Origin of the sequence: Kitasatospora sp. NPDC091276, assembly GCF_040684355.1 — a bacterium.
In the GTDB taxonomy this organism is placed as follows: domain Bacteria; phylum Actinomycetota; class Actinomycetes; order Streptomycetales; family Streptomycetaceae; genus Kitasatospora.
Genome location: NZ_JBFBFU010000022.1, coordinates 26,140 through 43,451, shown reverse-complemented (window position 1 = coordinate 43,451; position 17,312 = coordinate 26,140). Strand labels below are relative to the sequence as shown.

The window sequence follows — 17,312 nt, the reverse complement described above, 5'->3', positions numbered from 1 at the left end:
TCACCGCATCCGTGCTCGCCGCCGGCCTGGCCGCCTGCGGCACCGTCGAGCAGTTGTCCGCCGCGCAGAAGGTGTCCAAGGCCTTCACCAAGGTCGGCGAGGGCAAGGCCGCCGGCCTCACGTTCTCCGTGGACGCCACCCCTGAGCAGATCACCGCCTTCGGCGCGGCCACCGGCGACAAGGTCGACCCGAAGAGCGCCGACGCCGTGTCCGGGCTGAACTTCTCCGTCGCGATATCCGCCGACAAGCCGCTGAAGGACCTCGACACCTTCAAGAACGCGCAAAGCAGCGGCGCCGACAAGGACCTGACGCTCGACAAGTCGGTGCGCCTGTCCTACGTGCTCTCCGACCGGAAGGGCACCGCGCTGCTGGAGTACCGCCAGGTCGACGCCAAGGCGTTCCTGCGGGCCGACGCCAAGGGCCTGGTGAAGCTGGTCGGCGAGGACCCGTCGCAGGTCGACGCCATCAGCAGCGGCCTGCCCGCCGAACTGAAGCCGGTCAAGGACGTGCTGGCCGGCAAGTGGGTCTCCTTCGACCTCCAGAAGCTCGCCGACGACGCCAAGAAGTTCGACGGCGCCAAGGCCACCCCGAGCGCGCAGCCCTCGCTGGACCCGGAGTCCGCCAAGCAGCTGACCAACTCCCTCAAGGACGTGCTGTCCCGCACCGTCACCTTCGAGGACAAGGGCAAGAAGGACGGCGCCGAGCACATCTGGATGAGCGCCCCGGGCCGCCAGCTGGCCGACGAACTGCTGAAGGCCCTCAAGCCGCTGGCCACCAAGCTCCCCCAGCAGTTCGGGAAGCTCCCCACCTCCGTCCCGAGCACCGTGCGCGAGGACAAGGTCGGCGCCGACCTCTACCTGAAGGACGGCAAGCTCTCCGCCGCCACCTTCGACCTCGCCCAGTTGGAGGCGAAGGCCGGACCGGGCGTCAACTTCCCGGTGAAGCTCGCCTTCAACCAGAACGCCCCGACCGTCGAGGCGCCCGCCGACGCCGTCGCGCTGACCAGCGACGACATCCAGAGCGCGATGCTCAGCCTCCTCACCTCCGGCGCCGCCAGCGGTGGCAAGGGCGGCACCGCCCCGACCACCCCGGCGCTCACCCCCGGCAAGCCCCTGACCCCGGCCCAGGCCGAGGAGCTGAAGGGCCTCGGCCTGCCCCTGGAGCAGCAGCAGGTGTTCAGCAAGCTCGGTATGGGCTACGAGGACATGAAGAGCCTCGCCCAGGAGGGCTGATCCCCGCTTCTCCCCCACGGCGCCCGGCCGGCCGCGACAGCGGCGGGCCGGGCGCCGCTGTTCGACGTCACAGCCGGTGCCCCGGCCGCCCGGATCACCGGCGCGCGAGATGGACGGTGAGGTCGGCCGCGACCTCGACCGTCTCGGGCAGCACCCGAGCGATCGCGTCGAAGGCCTGCCGCCGCCTCGGCGGCGGCAGTTGGAGGTACGCCGAGATGGTCGACAGGTGGCCGAGGTAGTACGGGGCGCTCACGAGCAGGCGCCGCCGGATGACGGACTGCCGGACGTCACGGAACAGCCGGGACCGCTCCAACTCCGTTCCCGGCCAATGTAGTTCCTCCTCGGGGGCGGTCCCGTCCGGGGACGGGACGTCGTCGCTCTCCAGGAACGGCGCCCGGGCCGCCCGCACGGCCTCCTCGACGGCCGGGTCGGCCGGCTGGAACGGACCGCCGAAGTTGGCGAACACGCCGTCCGGCTCCAGCAGTTCGGCCACCCGCGACCACCGGCCCTCCGGGCGCGTCCAGTGCAGGGCCGCCGCCGCGTAGACCAGCCCGTACGTCGCGCCCGGCCGCAGGTCCTCGAACGCGGCCCGGACGGTCCGCACGTTGGGGGGCGCCGTCCTGCGCAGTTCGGCGAGCATGGCCGCGTCGGGCTCCGTCGCCGTGACGTCGACCCCGTGCCCGGCGAACAGCCGGGTCGCCTTTCCGGTGCCCGCACCGATCTCCAGGGCGGTCCGCACCGGCCGGCCCGCGTACGCCGTCACCGTGTCGAAGAGCTCGTCGGGGTACCCCGGCCGGAAACGTTCGTAGGCTTCGGCGACCGCGCCGAAGCTCAGTGCACGAGCAGACATGCCGAGCATCCTGACACGACCGCGGCGGGCCGTGCCCCGGGCTTTCCGCCGCCGCACCACGCCCGGCGGAGTGGTGCGGGTCCGGAATCAGCCGGTTGTCGGTAATGAACGATTGTGTTCCCTATACCCCGGGGATACTGCCGGTGTCATTCGACGGACCCGCCCCCTCACCGTCATTCGCTCCCGAGTCATTGGGGGACCTGCCATGGTCACCTCGCGCGCCCTGGCCCCGGCGCCGCCCGCACCCGCGCGACGCGGCCAGCACCCGGGGACAGCCCTCACCGTCATCGCGGCCACCCAGCTCATGGTGGTCCTCGACGTCACGATCGTGAACATCGCCCTGCCGCACATCCAGCAGGCGCTGAGGTTCGACACCACCGACCTGTCCTGGGTCGTCAACGCCTACACCCTCGCCTTCGGCGGGCTCCTGCTGCTGGGCGGACGGATGGGCGACATCCTCGGGCGCCGGCGCGTGTTCGTCGCCGGGGTCCTGATCTTCAGCCTCGCCTCACTGCTCGGCGGCGTCGCACAGTCCTCCGGCTGGCTGCTGGCCGCGCGCGCTCTCCAGGGCCTGGGCGCGGCGATCGCCTCGCCGACCGCGCTCGCCCTGATCGCGACCAACTTCCCGGAGGGCCCGGCCCGCAACCGCGCCTTCGGCGTGTACTCGGCCGTCGCCGGAGCGGGTGGGGCCGTCGGCCTGCTCGCCGGCGGGATCCTGACCTCCTGGCTGTCCTGGCGGTGGGTGCTGTTCGTCAACGTGCCGATCGGCATCGCGATCGCGCTGCTGGCGCCGCTCTACATCAACGAGTCCGAACGGCACCCCGGACGCTTCGACCTGACCGGCGCGTTCGCCGCCACCGCGGGCATGGTCTCGCTGGTCTTCGGCTTCATCCGGGCCTCCGACCACGGCTGGACCGACCCCGTGACGCTCACCTCGTTCGGCCTCGCCGCGCTGCTGCTGGCGGCCTTCCTGTTCCACGAACGGCGGGCGCCGCAGCCGATCACCCCGCTGCACCTGTTCCGCGACCGCAACCGCTCCGGCGCCTACGGGCTGCTGCTCTGCGTGGCCGCGACCATGTTCAGCATCTTCTTCTTCATGACCCTGTTCGTGCAGGACGTCCTCGGGTTCAGCCCGCTGCGGGCCGGCCTCGCCTTCCTGCCGATCAGCGCCGCGAGCGTCGCCGCCGCCCAGTTCGCCGCCCGCACCCAGCTGCGGTACGGGCGCAGACCGTTCCTGGTGGTGGGCTCGCTGCTGGTGGCGGGCGGGACGTTCTGGTCGACCCGGCTCGACGCCCACAGCGGCTACCTGACCGGGGTCCTCGGCCCGACCCTGCTGTTCGGCCTCGGGATGGGCTCGATCTTCGTCCCGGCCACGCTGACGGTGGTCTCCCGGGTCGCCCCGCACGAGACCGGCGCGGCCACCGGCATGCTCAACACCACCCAGCAGGTGGGCGGCTCGCTGGGGCTGTCGATCCTGGTCACGGTCTACGGCGCGGCCGGCCGCAACGAGGCCGGCCGACAGGTCGACACGTTCCTGCGGCAGGCCACCCCGCAGCAGGCGGCCCAGTTCCGGGCCAGCGGAAAGCTGCCGGCGCCGTACTCCTCCGAGGTGCTGGCGCACGGCATCTCCAGGGCGTTCGACATGGGCCTGGCCTTCGCCGTGCTCGCGGCGCTGATCGCCCTGTTCGTCATCAGGACCGACCGGGAGGCGCCGCCCGTCAGCCCTTCGGGGGACGGCACTTGACAGGGCCTCCGGACATCGCCGACAGTCCATCTTGCAATGGTTTTCATCTTCGATAACCAGACTCCGCGAAAGAGGACACCCATGTCGCTCGACGTCTCCCCCGCCCTCCTCGCCCAGGCCGAGCACGGCCGGGTCAACCAGGCCGACTTCCTCGACACCGTCCGCACCTCCCTCCCCTACGCCTACCAGGTCGTCGCCGGGCTCAGCACCGAACTCAGCGCCACCGAGGACGAGTTCACCACCGACAACACCACGCCCACCGACGAGGAGCGCGCCCAGCTGCTGCGCGCGCTCGCCAGCAACGCCATCCGCGGCAGCCTGGAGGACCACTTCGGCGTCAAGCTCGCCTTCGTCAACTGCCACCGCGTCGGCGCCTTCCGCCCCGGCACCGAGGACGGCGACGCCTACCGCGAGTTCACCTCGCTGCACAACCAGATCCGCAACCAGAGCCCGGAGCTGCGCAGCTGCTGACCCTCCCGGACGCGCGGCGGGCCCCGTCGGGGGAGGGGGCCCGCCGCGCCCCGTACCGGGTCGATGTGGAGGCGGGATTGCGCCGTGTTGCGTGCCGATGTCCGATCCCGCGCCGATCTTGTGGGGACGCGAGCCGCCTGCGTACGTTCGACGGGCACCACCCGCCCGGCCCTCCCGGGGCCGCCTCACACCACCCGGAGCCACCCACCATGCCGCCGACCCCACGACCGCTGCGGAAACTCGGCTTCCTGACCATCGGGCTGTTCGACGAAACCGACCCGCGCCGGGGCCACGAGTCCACCCTCGACCTCATCACCCTCGGCGAGCAGCTCGGCTTCGACAGCGCCTGGCTGCGCCACCGCCACCTCCAGTACGGGATCTCCTCCCCCGTCGCCGTGCTCGCCGCCGCCTCCCAGCGCACCAGTCGCATCCACCTCGGCACCGCCGTCACCCCGCTCGGCTGGGAGAACCCGCTGCGCCTCGCCGAGGACCTCGCCACCGTCGACATCCTGTCCGGCGGCCGCCTCAACCCCGGCTTCAGCGTCGGCCCGCCCACCCACTACGACCGGGTCCGCGGCGCGCTCTACCCCGACACCGGCGAGCACGAGGACTTCGGGACCGGTCGCGCCGAGCGCCTCCTCGGCCTCGTCCGCGGCGAACCCGCCTCCGAGTTCGCCGGCACCGAGGGCATCGAGGTGTACTCCCGCCGGGTCCAGCCGCACTCCCCCGGCCTCGCCTCCCGGCTCTGGTACGGCGCCGGCAGCCTGCGTTCCGCCCGCTGGGCCGGCGAGCACGGGCTCAACCTGCTCACCAGCAGCATCGTCAAGGCCGGGGAGCCCGGGGAGTCCGAGGACTTCGCCGAGATCCAGCGCACCCAGATCCGCGCCTTCCGCGCCCAGCACCCCGACGGCGAGCGCGCCCGCGTCTCCCAGGGCCTCGTCGTCATCCCCACCGACGGCGCCACCCCCGAACAGCGCGCCAAGTACCAGGCGTACGCCCTCGCCCGCGCCCCGCGCACCCTCGCCCCGCAGGGCCCGGCCCGGATGGTGTTCGCGCCCGACCTGGTCGGCCCGTCCGAGGAGATCGCCGAGCGGCTGCACGCCCACGCCGGCTACCAGGAGGTCGACGAGGTCGCCTTCGCCCTGCCCTTCACCTTCGACCACCAGGACTACGTGCAGATCCTCACCGACCTCGCCACCCGCCTCGGCCCCGCCCTCGGCTGGCAGCCCTCGACCGGACGCGGCTGACCGACGAGTACCTGGGCGCGCTGCGGGACGCCTGGCGTCCGGAGGCTCCGGGAACGGGGACGGGGACCGGGACGGGGACGGGGACGGGGACGGGGACGGGGACGGGGACGGGGACGGGGACGGGGACGAGGACGAGGACGGGGACCGGGAGCCACGGCGCCCCGACGCCCGTCTGGGTCGGCGGCCACAGCGGGGCGGCGATCCGACGCGCGGTCAGGTTCGGCGACGCCTGGCACCCGCTGCGACTCCCCCTTCCCCTGATGCGCTCCATCCTGGCGGCGCACTCGCTGCCGGGGTTCTCCCCCCGCATCGCCCTGCGGATCACCGAGGCGCCGGTCGACGGTCCCGAGCGGCCCGCCGGGGTCGGCACCGTCGAGCAGGTCCTCGACGACCTCGACCAGCTGCGGCTGCTCGGCGCGGACACCGTCGTCCTCGACCCCTACCACGGCGATCCGGAGGAGACCCGTCGGCCCCGCGCGGCCTGGCGGGCGCTCACCACCGTGGCCACCCACTGGAAGGCCCGCCCGTGATCACCCTGGCCGACGAAACCCTCCTGCGGCGCGCCGTCGCCCTCGCGGCCCGGGCGGTCGCCCTGGGCGACGCACCGTACGGCTCCCTGCTGGCCGGCCCGGACGGCGCGATCCTCGCCGAGGCGCACAACACGGTGCGGCGCGACGACGACATCACGGCCCACCCGGAGCTGAAGCTCGCCCGCTGGGCGGCCCGCGAACTCGACCCGGACCTGGCCGCCCGCACCACCCTCCACACCAGCTGCCAGCCCTGCGGCATGTGCGCCGGCGGCATCGTCCGCTCCGACCTCGGCCGGGTGGTCTCCGCGCTCTCCACCGAGCAACTCGTCGAACTCAACCCGCAGTCGGGCGCCTGGCCGACGGTGGCCCAGGACGGCCCGGCCCTGTTCGACGAGGCGCGCGCACCCCTCGACGCCCACTACCGGCCAGGCCCCTGACGTCGACGCGCCGGGCGGGCACTGGTCAGATGACTAAGCGCTTGCTTAGACTCGGGCGTCCAGTGCAGGCCCGCGCGCCCCCAGGAGACGTCATGACCGCGACCAACCGTCAGATCCGCCTCGCCCGCCGTCCGGTCGGGGAGGTGCGGGCGGAGGACTGGGCACACGGGTCGGAGCCGGTGCCGGCGGCCGGGCCCGGGCAGTTCGTGGGGCGGACGCGGTACGTGTCGCTGGACCCGGCGATGCGCGGGTGGCTGGACGACCGGCCGTCCTACCTGCCGCCGGTCGGGCTGGGCGAGGTGATGCGGGCCGGGTCCGTGGTCGAGGTCGTCGAGTCCGACCACCCGAAGTTCCGCGTCGGCGACCACCTGGTCGGCAGCTTCGGCGTCCAGGAGTACGTGGTCTCGGACGGCAAGGGCGCGCTGAAGGTCGACCCCGCGCTCGCGCCGCTGTCGACGTACCTCGGCGCGCTCGGCATGCCCGGGATGACCGCCTACTTCGGGCTGCTGGACGTCGGGGCGCTCAAGGAGGGCGAGACCGTGGTGGTCTCCGGCGCCGCCGGGGCCGTCGGCAGCCTGGTCGGGCAGATCGCCAGGATCAAGGGCTGCCGGGTGGTCGGCATCGCGGGCGGCCCCGAGAAGTGCGCGCTGCTCACCGGGGAACTGGGCTTCGACGCGGCGATCGACTACCACTCCGAGGACGTCCGCAAGGCGCTGCGCGACCACGCGCCAGACGGCATCGACGTGTACTTCGACAACGTCGGCGGGGACGTCCTGGACGCCGCGCTCACCCGGCTCGCGATGCACGCCCGGGTGGTGCTCTGCGGAGCGATCAGCCAGTACAACAACGAGACCGCCGTGCAGGGCCCGTCCAACTACCTGTCACTGCTGGTGCGGCGGGCCCGGATGGAGGGCTTCGTGGTGTTCGACTACGCGCCCCGCTACCCGGAGGCGGCCCGGGAGCTCGCGGGCTGGATCGCGGACGGCCGGATCAAGGTCAAGGAGCACGTGGTGGAGGGGACGGTGGACGACTTCCCGGCGGTCCTCGGGATGCTCTTCCGCGGGGAGAACACCGGCAAGCTGGTGCTGCGGCTGAGCTGAACTCCGGCCTGAGCCGGGCCCGGTGCGGCGGCGACGGGACGTCCGCCGCCGCCGCACCGGGGGCGTTCAGAGCAGGCGCTTGATCTCGCCGCGCGCCCGGTAGAAGCCGCCCGAGGCGGACTCCCGCACCTCGGCGACCAGGTACCGCGCCCCGGCGACCCGGATGTCCTTCGGGAACTGCACCCGCCGGCCCGGGTCGAAGCCCGCCGACACCACCCGCACCCGCAGCCGGGCCCCGTCCTGCACGCACTCGACCTCGATCCCGCCGCCGGGCAGGCCGCCGGTGCCGACGACCACCGTCTCCAGGGCCGTGCCCGGCCGCACCGCCTCCCAGCCCGCGTCGCGCACCTCGGCGGTGGCCGGCAGCGTCCCGGCCTCGGCCGCCCGGACGGCCTGCTCGCTCGCGTCCAGGCAGGCGAGCGAGCCGTCGGTGGTCACCAGGTAGAGCCGGCCGTCCCGGTACTGCATGCTGTACGCGGAGCCGCAGCCGGTGGCGAGCTTCCACAGCCGGGTGCCGTCGGCGGCGAAGCAGTACACCGAGGAGTGGTTGTCCCCGGCGAAGACGTACTCGCCGTCCGGGGAGGCCGCGCAGGAGAACACGGCGGCGTCGCAGCGGTAGGCGGCGACCTCGGAGCCGTCCGACTTGCGCAGCCGGTGCACCCAGCCGCGCCCGGTGCCGGCGAACACCTCGTCGGCCTCCTGCCAGCCGAACAGCACCTCGCCCTTCGTCGCGGTGTGCCACACCTGGTCGCCGCCGCGCGCCGCGTAGCGGGCGACGCCGCGCGAGTGGCCGTGGTAGACGCCGTCCGCGTCGCAGCGCACCATCCAACCGGAGCGGCCCTCGGCCTTGCGGCGCCACTGGAACTCGTCCTCGTGGTCGACGGTGGTCAGCCCGCCGCGTTCGTCGGCGACGCCCAGGACGCCGTCGTGGATGTCGAGCCAGAAGATGTCCACGTCCTCGGCTATCTCGTACGCCACCCGGGGGACCTTGCCGCCCAGGTCGTACACCTTGCCGTCGTCGCAGCCCGCGTAGATCCACCAGTCGTCGGCGACGATGCACTTGACGCCGTCCGGCAGGCCGAACCGGGCGGTGACCTCGCCGTCGTGGGTGAGGGTGTAGACGTCGCCGCGCTCGTTGCCGACCCAGGCGTGCTCCTCGCCGACGAAGACGCCGAAGGCCGGCGAGCCGGAGCGGAACCGCCACAGCAGCGGCGCCTGGTTCGCCGTCGAACGGGTGCTGACGAGCTGCCGCCTGGTCACCGCCCGGCGCTGGCGCACGCCCTGGACGGCCGGCGCGTAGCCCTTGCGGACCTTCTCGCCGATCTTCTTGGCCGCCGACGCGGCGGCCTTCTCGGCGCTCGGGAAGCTGGTGGACTTGGCCTGCCCCTCCTCGCCGATCCGCCCGTAGCGGACCGTCACCGTACTGCCGGCGAGCCGCACCTCGTAGAACTTGTGCGCGCTCCCCTCCTCCTCGGACAGTTCGAGGTAGGTGACCTGCTCTTCCACGGCGACGGACACGACGAAGTCCCCTTTCGGGTTCTCGGGCAACGGAGACGGGAGGCGGGGCGGGGCCTGTTCGCGGCCCCGCTCGCCGACAACCCCCAACCTAAGGCCCGGCACTGACAACGCGTCCCGCCGGGCTGCCCGGAACCCCGCCTCCCACTTGTCGCCTCACGAACCATTCTTCCGCCGTACATCTGGCCGTCGCCCGCCGCGCACGGTAGGGATCGGGTGGCGTTGCTAGAACCGCAGCGCCCGAACTTTCTTGTCCGTGCTCAGACCGCCGGGCCCACCAGCCCGAGCGGCCGTCAGGAGGAAGCTCATGCGGAGTACCCAGCGAGTCCGGCGCAGAGCGATGGCGGGGGCGTCCGCCGCAGCCGTGGTGGGGGCGCTGCTGGCGCTGCCCGGCGGCGTCGCCCAGGCGGCGTCACCCGACGTGGTGATCAGCCAGGTGTACGGCGGGGGTGGCAACTCCGGAGCCCCGTACGCCAACGACTTCATCGAGCTGTACAACCGCGGCACCGCGCCGGTGTCCGTCACCGGCTGGACGGTGCAGTACGCCTCGGCGGGCGGCACGTCCTGGGGGCGGACCACGCTGTCCGGCACGATCGCGCCGGGGCGTTTCCTCCTGGTGCAGGAGGCCGCCGGGGCCGGGACGGGAGCCGCGCTGCCGACGCCGGACGCCACCGGGACCCTCAACCTGGCCGCGACCTCCGGCAAGGTCGCGCTGGTCACCAACGGCACGGCGCTGACCTGCGGTTCGGGCTGCGCGACGCAGCCCGGGGTGAAGGACCTGGTCGGCTACGGGTCGAGCGCCAGCTCCGCCGAGGGCTCGCCGACCGGCAACCTGTCCAACGCCACCGCCGCCCTGCGCGTCGGCGGCGGCGCCACCGACACCGACAACAACGCGGCGGACTTCACCATCGGCGCCCCGACGCCGCGCAACTCCGCGTCCACCGGCGGCGGCACCACCACCGGCGCCCGAATACACGACATCCAGGGCGCGGCCCGCACCTCCCCGCTCGCCGGCAGCGCCGTGAGCGCGGTGCCCGGCGTGGTCACCGCCGTCGGGCCCAACGGCTTCTGGTACCAGGACCCGCAGCCCGACAACGACCCCGGCACCAGCGAGGGCGTCTACGTCTACACCGCCGGCGCGCCCACCGTCGCGGTCGGCGACTCCGTCACCGTGAGCGCCACCGTCAGCCAGTACCGCCCCGGCGGCAGCGGCGGCACCACCAACCTGTCGATCACCGAACTCACCGCGCCCAGCGTCACGGTGCTCGCCCACAACGCGCCGCTGCCCGCGCCCACCCTGGTCGGCCCCGGCGGGCGGGTGCCCCCGGCAGCGGTGATCTCCAGCGTCACCGGCGGGGACGTCGAGACCGCCGGGAACTACCAACCCGCCACCGACGGCCTCGACTTCTGGGCCTCGCTGGAGGGCATGCGGGTCGAGATCGACAACGCGGCCGTGGTCGGCCCCAGCAACAAGTACGGCGAACTCCCCGTCGTGCCCCCGGGCAGCACCACCCGCACCAACCGGGGCGGCATCCTGCTCCAGGCGGGCGACGGCAACCCGGAGCGGGTGACCCTGGCGAACGCGCTCGCGCCCACCCCCGCCGCCAACGTCGGCGACACCCTGACCGGCGCGACCGTCGGCGTGCTCGACTACTCCTTCGGCAACTTCAAGCTCCAGGTCACCGCGACTCCGGCGGTCACCTCCGGCAACCTCGCCCCCGAGGTCACCGCCGCCCCGACGGCCGGCCAGCTCGCCGCCGCCACCTTCAACGTGGAGAACCTCTCCCCCGCCGACCCGCAGAGCAAGTTCGACGGCCTCGCGGCGGGCATCGTCACCAACCTGCGCTCGCCCGACCTCGTCGCCCTGGAGGAGATCCAGGACAACAGCGGCCCCACCGACGACGGCACCACCGCCCCCGACCAGACCCTCGCCAAGCTCACCGCCGCCATCTCGGCGGCCGGCGGCCCGGCCTACTCCTACCGCCAGATCGACCCGGTGGACGGCCAGGACGGCGGCCAGCCCGGCGGCAACATCCGCCAGGTGTTCCTGTTCCGCACCGACCGCGGCCTGAGCTTCACCGACCGCCCCGGCGCCGGCTCCACCACCGCCGACTCGGTGGTCAACAACGGCGGCACGCCCCAACTCGCCTACTCCCCCGGCCGGATCGACCCGACCAACACGGCGTTCAACTCCAGCCGCAAGCCGCTCGCCGGCGAGTTCCGCTGGAACGGCAAGCCGGTCTTCGTGATCGCCAACCACTTCAACTCCAAGGGCGGCGACCAGCCTCTGTTCGGCCGCTACCAGCCGCCCGCGCACCCGTCCGAGACCCAGCGCCACAACCAGGCGACGGCGGTGAAGAACTTCACCGACCAGATCCTGGCGGTGGACCCGAACGCGGCGGTCATCGTGCTCGGCGACCTCAACGACTTCGAGTTCTCGCAGACCGCCGACATCCTCACCGCCGGCGGCTCGCTGACCGACCTGCCGCGCACCCTGCCGCTGCCCGAGCGCTACACCTACGTGTACGAGGGCAACTCCCAGGTGCTGGACCACATCCTCATCTCCGGCGCGCTGGCGGCGAAGCCGTACAGCTACGACATCGTGCACATCAACAGCGAGTTCAGCACCCAGCTGAGCGACCACGACCCGCAGGTCGTGCGGATCCCGCTGCCCTGACGCACGACACCGGCGCGGTGCCGGCCTCCCGCCGGACGGGGAGGCCGGCACCGCGTTCGCCGTTCAGCCTCCGGCCACGGCGGCCAGCAGGGCGCGCAGGGCCTCGTCGTCACGGATGCCGGCGCCCGCGAAGCAGCCCCCGACGATCCGGCGGTCGCGCCCGGCGAGGTCCGCGAGGCGGCGGCGCTGACCGTCGTCCAGGGCGGTGGTGCCCAGGGCCGCCAGGGCCTCGCCCGCGCCCCGGAGGTCCGACTCGGTCTCGGCCGCACAAAGGGCGGCCTCGGCCAGGCGGCCGCGGTCGAGGGCGGCGCCGTCGGCCACCGCGAGGAGGGCCAGCACGGCGGCCGGGGCCTTCACCCGGTCGGCGAGCAGCCCGTCGAGCCTGGCGGTGAGCGGGCGGGCGGCCGGCCCAGCGCACGGGCGAGCAGCGGGGCCGCCGTCCGGGGCGCGATCAGGACGAGCGCGGCCAGGGCCTGGTCGGCGGGCCCGTCCTCGGCCTGCGCGGCCCGGGCGGCCAGCGCCGGGGCGGCCTCGGCGGCGGCCGGGCCGAGGTTGCCGAGCAGGTGCACCACGTCGGGGTCGGCGACGAGCCGGGCGAGCGCCGGGAGCAGCCGCCGGGGCGCGCTGCGGGACAGCTGGCAGGCGTGGTCGGCCGCCCAGACGGCCTCGGCCCGCACCTCCGGGCGCTCGTCGCGCAGGGCCCGGTCGAGCAGGGCGTAGGCGGCGTCGCGGTCGGCGGGCGTCTCGCGCAGCAGCAGTTCCTCGGTGATCGCGCGCAACGGCTCCCGGCGGTCCAGGTCGTACCGGTCTGCGGCGACCGGGTCGGCGGGCAGCAGGGCGAGGACGGCGGCGTGGTGGGCGCCGGTCCACGGCTCGCCCGCGTCCAACCCGGCGAGGACGGCGGCCAGACGCAGCGGCGACGGCGTGTCCTCGCCCAGCAGCGGCCCGGCCTCGGCGGCGGCTGCGGACCGGTCCAACCGGCCGAGGGCGGTGAGCAGTTCACCGCGGACGACGGGGTCGGTCTCGCTCGCCCAGCGGCGGCGCAGCCCGGGCAGGGCGGGCTCGACGGCCCTGGTCTGGCCGACGGCCCAGGCGGCGGCCTGCCGGACGGCGGCGCTCCCGTCCGCCAGCAGCGGCAGCAGCAGCGGGAGCTGGCCGACGACGGCGGCCCGGACGGGAGCGGGCGGGCCCTCCCCGCCGCCGCCCCGCTCCCCGCCCCGTGCTCCGCCCCACTCGCCCTCGCTCTCGGCCAACCCGCCGAGCAGGCCCAGGACTTCGACCGTCCCGCAGCCGGCCGCCGCGATCCGGGCCAGATAGGGGACGGCGTCCGCGCTGGCGGTGTACACCGAGCCCTGGTGGAGGATGCACGAGTAGAGCTCGGCGAGCGCCTCGTCGGCCTGCTCGCCACCGGCGACGAGCGCGCGCAGCAGGCCGGGCAGGTCTTCGGCGGGTCCGTAGGCGTGCGAGACGGACGCCCAGGGGTGGGCGTCGAGTCCGTCGAGGGCGTGGGCGATGTCCATGGGCGGATCATCGCAGCCGCCACCGACAGCGCTCGGGCGTCCCGCAGTGCTCAGGCCTCCCGGCGGGTCAGGCGTCCTGGCGGGAGGGTCAGGCGTCCCGGCGGGTCAGGCTGAGGGCGGCCAGGGTGAGGGCGACGGCGAGGTAGCCGGCGAGGGTGGCCAGGCAGCCGGCCGCGCCGAGCCGGTCGGTGCCGCCCACGGAGGCGACGGTGCTGCCCAGGCCCTCGAAGACGCTCTGCAGGCCGAACCGGGTGGCGCCGTCACCGAGCGGCGCCAGCAGCATCGGCGAGAGGAAGAACAGGCCGAACAGCACGGCGACGGCGCCCGCGGTGTGGCGCACCAGGAAACCGAGCGCCAGGCCGAGCAGGGCGAAGACGGACAGGAACACGCCGCAGCCGACGACCGCGCGCGCCACGCCCGGGTCGCCGAGCGACACCGCCAGGTGCTTCCCGGCCAGGGCCCGTCGGCCGAGCAGGAAGGTCAGGAACGCCAGCAACTGCCCGAGCAGCGCCGACACCCCGCCGACCACCAGCACCTTGGCCGCGAGCACCTGGCCCCGCCGGGGCACGGCGGCCAGGGTGCCGCGGATCTGGCCGGTGGTGTACTCGCTGGAGGCGGCCAGGGTGCCCAGCGTGCCGATCGCCAGGACGGCGACGTAGAAGCCGCCGGAGAAGCCGTAGCGGACGGGATCGAAGCGCTCGCGCTGGTCGGCCGTCCAGACGTCCCAGTTGTCGGCGGCGCTGCCGTAGTCGATCAGGCCGATGAACAGGGCGGCGGCGAGCGCGACGGCGGCGGTGAGCGGGGTCGCGCGGACGCTGCGCAACTTGACCCACTCGCCGGCCAGCGCGCCCCGGGTGGTGGGGGCGGTCATGCGGTCCTCCTTTCCGGACGTACCGGTGGGGGCGGTCATGCGGTCCTCTTTCCGGACGTAGTGGTGGTGGCGCGGTAGTCGACGGCCTCGCCGGTGGCGTCCAGGAACGCCTGCTCCAACGAGGCCTGCCGGACGGTGAGTTCGTGGACGCCGAGGCCGTGCGCGGCGGCCAGCTCGCCGATCGCCGCCGGTTCCAGGCCGCCGACGGCCAGTGCCCCGCCGGACTCCTCGGTGACCGGGGCTGCCCCGGCGGCGCGCAGCAGCCGGGCCAGTTCGGCCGGCCGGGCGCAGCGGACCAGGACGTCGGTGCGCGCGTTCTCGGCGAGGAAGTCGGCGGTGGGGCGGTCCGCGACGAGCCGGCCGCGCCCGATGATCACCAGGTGGTCGGCGGTGGCGGCCGTCTCGCTCATCAGGTGCGAGGAGAGCAGGACGGTCCGGCCCTCGGCGGCCAGGTCGCGCAGCAGGGTGCGGATCCAGTGCACGCCCTCCGGGTCGAGCCCGTTGACCGGTTCGTCGAGCAGCAGGACGGGCGGGTCGCCGAGCAGGGCGGCGGCGATGCCGAGGCGTTGCTTCATTCCGAGGGAGAACCGCCCGGCCTTGCGGCGGGCCGCCTGTTCCAGGCCGGTGCGGGCCAGCACCTCGCGGACCCGGGCCGGCCCGATGCCGTTGGTGACGGCGATGCCGAGCAGGTGGTGGTAGGCGGAGCGGGCAGGGTGGACGGCGCCGGCGTCGACCAGCGCCCCGACTTCCCGCAGCGGGTGGCGCAGGGCCGCGTACGGCCGGCCGTTGACGGTCACTCGCCCGCTGGTCGGGGCGTCCAGGCCGAGGATCATCCGCAGCGTGGTGGACTTGCCCGAGCCGTTCGGCCCGAGGAAGCCGGTGACCTGTCCCGGCCGGACCGTGAAGGTCAGCCCGTCCACGGCGACGGCGCCGCCGTAGCGCTTGGTGAGGTCGCGTACCTCGATCATCGTGGTGCCTTTCCGGGTCTCCTGGTCGGCCGAGGGGGCCGACGCGGGCTCCACGCTCCCGCCCGGGCCCGGGGCGGGGCGTCCCGCCGTGGGCGGAAATCACGGCGTTCGGCGGGGCCGGCCTCTGCCCGTGGTCGTAGGTCCACAGGGCGATGCCGGGCGCGGGGGCCGCCGCTAGCCTGGGGAAATGCCCCGTGCTCCGCATCCACCGGTGACCAGGAGGCTGCGCCCGGGCCACTGGGTCGCGGTCGACCTGACGGTCTCGCCGGCCCTGACCGTGCTCACCTGGTCCCGGGTGCTGGACGCCTACCGGGTGTTCGACCCGCACCACCGCGGCTACCCGAAGCCGACGTCGGCGGAGCTGGTGACGGTGCTGGTGTGCGTGGTGGCGGTGGGCGTGGCCGCCGGGCTGCGCCGGCTCGCGCCGGTGGCCGCGGCCGGGGTGGTGTTCGCCGCCTGGGTGGTGGTGGTCGCGGTGGCCGGGCAGCTGACGATCGCCAACCTGGCCGGGTTCCTGGTGGTGGTCGCGGCGGCGATGGTCGTCTACCTGGTCGCGGCCGCCGGGCCGATGCGGCTGGGTCTCACCGTCCTGGCGTTCGGCCTGGTCGGGGCCGGGCTGAGCCGGTTCGGGTCGCGGGAGCTGTGGAACAACCTCGTGCTGTCCGCGCTGGGGGTCGTCACCGCGTGGGCGCTCGGCTGCGCGGTGGCCCGCTACCGGGCGTACGGCGCCGAGTTGCGCCGGCACCAGGTCGACCTGGCCACGGCGGAGCTGGCCGAGGAGCGGATCCGGCTGGCCCGGGAGCTGCACGACGTGATCGCGCACAGCATGAGCGTGGTCAACGTCCAGGCCGGGTACGGTCGTTTCGTGATCGGGCGGGATCCGGCGCAGGCCGAGCAGGCGCTGGCCGCGATCCAGGCGGTGAGCCGGGACGCGATGGTCGAGATGCGCGGCCTGCTGACCGTCCTGCGCGGCGCCGACGGGGCCGGGCTCGCGCCCGCGCCCCGGCTGGCCGATCTGGACCGGCTGGTGGCGAGCAGCGCCGAGGCCGGGGTGCGGGTGGAGCTGCGGGTCGGCGGCGTGGTCCGGGAGCTGTCCGACGGGGTCGAGCTGTCCGCGTTCCGGATCGTCCAGGAGGCGCTGACCAACGTGGTGAAGCACGCGCACGCGGCCGAGGCGCGGGTCGCCGTGGAGTTCGAGGAGGGGGCGCTGGTGCTGGAGGTGAGCGACGCCGGGCGCGGCGGGCCGGTCGGGGTCGGCGGGCACGGACTGGCGGGGATGGCCGAGCGGGTCGGGCTGTACGAGGGCCGGTTGGAGGCCGGGCCGCTGCCGGGCGGCGGGTTCCGGGTGCGCGCCGTGCTGCCGCTGGCCGACGCGGGCGGGCGGGCGGCCTCATGACGGGAGACACAGTGACGGGAGACGTCGTGACCGTGGCGCCCGTCGGCCCGCCGATCCGGGTCGTGGTGGCCGACGACCAGACCCTGGTGCGGGCGGGTCTGGCCGGGATCGTGGCCGCCGCCGACGGCTTCGAGGTGGTGGGCGAGGCCGCCGACGGCGCGCAGGCCGTCCGGCTGGCCCGCGCCGGGCAGCCGGACGTGGTGCTGATGGACATCCGGATGCCGGGCACGGACGGCCTGGCGGCCACCCGGCAGATCACCGCCGAGAGCGCCGTGCGGATCCTGATCCTCACCACGTTCGACCTCGACGAGTACATCTACGGCGCGCTGCGCGCGGGGGCGTCCGGCTTCCTGCTGAAGTCGACCCCGCCCGAGGAACTGCTGACCGCGATCCGGGTGGTCGCCGCCGGGGAGGCGCTGCTGGCCCCGAGCGTCACCCGCCGGCTGATCCGCGAGTTCGCCGCCCGGCCCGCCGCCGAACCGGCGAACGCCGCGCCCGGCGGCGGCGAGCGGGAGCGGGTCCTGCGCGCCGTCACCGGGCGGGAGTTGGAGGTGCTGACGCTGATCGGTCGCGGGTTGACCAACGCCGAGATCGCCGAGCAGCTGTCCGTCAGCACCGGCACGGTCAAGACGCACGTCGGCCACCTGCTGGCCAAGCTCGCCGCCCGGGATCGCGTGCACCTGGTGATCACCGCCTTCCGCGCAGCCCTCGTCGAATCCTGACGGCCGTCCGCCCCAGGAGCCCTGGGGCGGAC

The 17,312-nt window shown here is 74.3% G+C and carries 15 protein-coding genes and 1 pseudogene; 10 read left to right on the top strand and 6 right to left on the bottom strand.

All coding sequences use genetic code 11. The features are described from left to right. The first annotated feature begins 11 nt into the window (after positions 1–11). A complete protein-coding gene (locus AB0O19_RS26070; RefSeq protein WP_363622844.1) occupies positions 12–1,232 on the top strand; it encodes a hypothetical protein in 1,221 nt (406 codons plus the stop codon). 94 nt (positions 1,233–1,326) lie between these two features. Here the strand turns inward: AB0O19_RS26070 and AB0O19_RS26065 are convergent, their stop codons facing one another. Continuing rightward, entirely contained in the window at positions 1,327–2,082 is a 756-nt protein-coding gene (locus tag AB0O19_RS26065) for a class I SAM-dependent methyltransferase (RefSeq protein WP_363622842.1), read from the bottom strand. 205 nt (positions 2,083–2,287) lie between these two features. On the opposite strand from AB0O19_RS26065, the gene AB0O19_RS26060 reads away from it, so the two are divergent. The 6 genes and pseudogenes from AB0O19_RS26060 to AB0O19_RS26035 all read left to right on the top strand — a co-directional run bounded on the left by AB0O19_RS26060 (position 2,288) and on the right by AB0O19_RS26035 (position 7,611). Further along, positions 2,288–3,826: an MFS transporter gene (locus AB0O19_RS26060; protein ID WP_363622840.1), complete on the top strand. Its 1,539-nt coding sequence runs from the start codon at positions 2,288–2,290 to the stop codon at positions 3,824–3,826. An 81-nt stretch (positions 3,827–3,907) separates the two neighbouring features. Then, positions 3,908–4,297, top strand: a complete 390-nt coding sequence (locus AB0O19_RS26055; RefSeq protein ID WP_363622838.1) for an SCO5389 family protein — start codon at positions 3,908–3,910, stop codon at positions 4,295–4,297. 209 nt (positions 4,298–4,506) lie between these two features. Then, positions 4,507–5,544: an LLM class flavin-dependent oxidoreductase gene (locus tag AB0O19_RS26050; protein ID WP_363622836.1), complete on the top strand. Its 1,038-nt coding sequence runs from the start codon at positions 4,507–4,509 to the stop codon at positions 5,542–5,544. A gap of 167 nt (positions 5,545–5,711) precedes the next feature. Further along, positions 5,712–6,074: pseudogene (locus tag AB0O19_RS26045) on the top strand (LLM class F420-dependent oxidoreductase); the annotation flags it as partial. Beyond that, positions 6,071–6,511 (top strand): nucleoside deaminase, encoded by a 441-nt coding sequence (locus AB0O19_RS26040; RefSeq protein ID WP_363622834.1) that lies wholly within the window; start codon positions 6,071–6,073, stop codon positions 6,509–6,511. The pseudogene AB0O19_RS26045 and the gene AB0O19_RS26040, both read left to right, overlap by 4 nt. Before the next feature lie 92 nt (positions 6,512–6,603). Further along, entirely contained in the window at positions 6,604–7,611 is a 1,008-nt protein-coding gene (locus AB0O19_RS26035) for an NADP-dependent oxidoreductase (RefSeq protein ID WP_363622832.1), read from the top strand. 66 nt (positions 7,612–7,677) lie between these two features. On the opposite strand, the gene AB0O19_RS26030 is transcribed toward AB0O19_RS26035, so the two are convergent. Further along, entirely contained in the window at positions 7,678–9,129 is a 1,452-nt protein-coding gene (locus AB0O19_RS26030; protein WP_363622830.1) for a WGR domain-containing protein, read from the bottom strand. A 304-nt stretch (positions 9,130–9,433) separates the two neighbouring features. Here AB0O19_RS26030 and AB0O19_RS26025 point away from each other — a divergent pair, with 304 nt between their 5' ends. Continuing rightward, positions 9,434–11,803 (top strand): lamin tail domain-containing protein, encoded by a 2,370-nt coding sequence (locus tag AB0O19_RS26025; RefSeq protein ID WP_363622829.1) that lies wholly within the window; start codon positions 9,434–9,436, stop codon positions 11,801–11,803. A 63-nt stretch (positions 11,804–11,866) separates the two neighbouring features. On the opposite strand, the gene AB0O19_RS26020 is transcribed toward AB0O19_RS26025, so the two are convergent. From AB0O19_RS26020 to AB0O19_RS26005, 4 genes are all read right to left on the bottom strand, one after another. After that, complete coding sequence (locus tag AB0O19_RS26020; RefSeq protein WP_363622827.1) at positions 11,867–12,160, bottom strand: hypothetical protein; 294 nt, start codon at positions 12,158–12,160, stop codon at positions 11,867–11,869. Continuing rightward, positions 12,157–13,323, bottom strand: a complete 1,167-nt coding sequence (locus AB0O19_RS26015; RefSeq protein ID WP_363622825.1) for a HEAT repeat domain-containing protein — start codon at positions 13,321–13,323, stop codon at positions 12,157–12,159. Before AB0O19_RS26015 ends, AB0O19_RS26020 begins: the two co-directional genes overlap by 4 nt. A gap of 88 nt (positions 13,324–13,411) precedes the next feature. Continuing rightward, a complete protein-coding gene (locus tag AB0O19_RS26010; RefSeq protein WP_363622823.1) occupies positions 13,412–14,194 on the bottom strand; it encodes an ABC transporter permease in 783 nt (260 codons plus the stop codon). Positions 14,195–14,229: 35 nt separating this feature from the next. Beyond that, complete coding sequence (locus tag AB0O19_RS26005) at positions 14,230–15,162, bottom strand: ABC transporter ATP-binding protein (protein ID WP_363622821.1); 933 nt, start codon at positions 15,160–15,162, stop codon at positions 14,230–14,232. Positions 15,163–15,373: 211 nt separating this feature from the next. Here AB0O19_RS26005 and AB0O19_RS26000 point away from each other — a divergent pair, with 211 nt between their 5' ends. Continuing rightward, complete coding sequence (locus AB0O19_RS26000; RefSeq protein ID WP_363622819.1) at positions 15,374–16,558, top strand: histidine kinase; 1,185 nt, start codon at positions 15,374–15,376, stop codon at positions 16,556–16,558. A 26-nt stretch (positions 16,559–16,584) separates the two neighbouring features. Then, positions 16,585–17,280 carry a response regulator transcription factor gene (locus AB0O19_RS25995; RefSeq protein WP_363622817.1) on the top strand — a complete coding sequence of 232 codons (696 nt, stop codon included), beginning with the start codon at positions 16,585–16,587 and terminating at the stop codon, positions 17,278–17,280. Positions 17,281–17,312 lie beyond the last annotated feature (32 nt).

Bases quoted from the DNA above. Each gene is read 5' to 3' on its own strand.
- AB0O19_RS26065 (WP_363622842.1), bottom strand. From the start codon at position 2,082: ATGTCTGCTCGTGCACTGAGCTTCGGCGCGGTCGCCGAAGCCTACGAA.
- AB0O19_RS26060 (WP_363622840.1), top strand. From the start codon at position 2,288: ATGGTCACCTCGCGCGCCCTGGCCCCGGCGCCGCCCGCACCCGCGCGA.
- AB0O19_RS26055 (WP_363622838.1), top strand. From the start codon at position 3,908: ATGTCGCTCGACGTCTCCCCCGCCCTCCTCGCCCAGGCCGAGCACGGC.
- AB0O19_RS26050 (WP_363622836.1), top strand. From the start codon at position 4,507: ATGCCGCCGACCCCACGACCGCTGCGGAAACTCGGCTTCCTGACCATC.
- AB0O19_RS26035 (WP_363622832.1), top strand. From the start codon at position 6,604: ATGACCGCGACCAACCGTCAGATCCGCCTCGCCCGCCGTCCGGTCGGG.
- AB0O19_RS26025 (WP_363622829.1), top strand. From the start codon at position 9,434: ATGCGGAGTACCCAGCGAGTCCGGCGCAGAGCGATGGCGGGGGCGTCC.
- AB0O19_RS26015 (WP_363622825.1), bottom strand. From the start codon at position 13,323: ATGGACATCGCCCACGCCCTCGACGGACTCGACGCCCACCCCTGGGCG.
- AB0O19_RS26010 (WP_363622823.1), bottom strand. From the start codon at position 14,194: ATGACCGCCCCCACCACCCGGGGCGCGCTGGCCGGCGAGTGGGTCAAG.
- AB0O19_RS26005 (WP_363622821.1), bottom strand. From the start codon at position 15,162: ATGATCGAGGTACGCGACCTCACCAAGCGCTACGGCGGCGCCGTCGCC.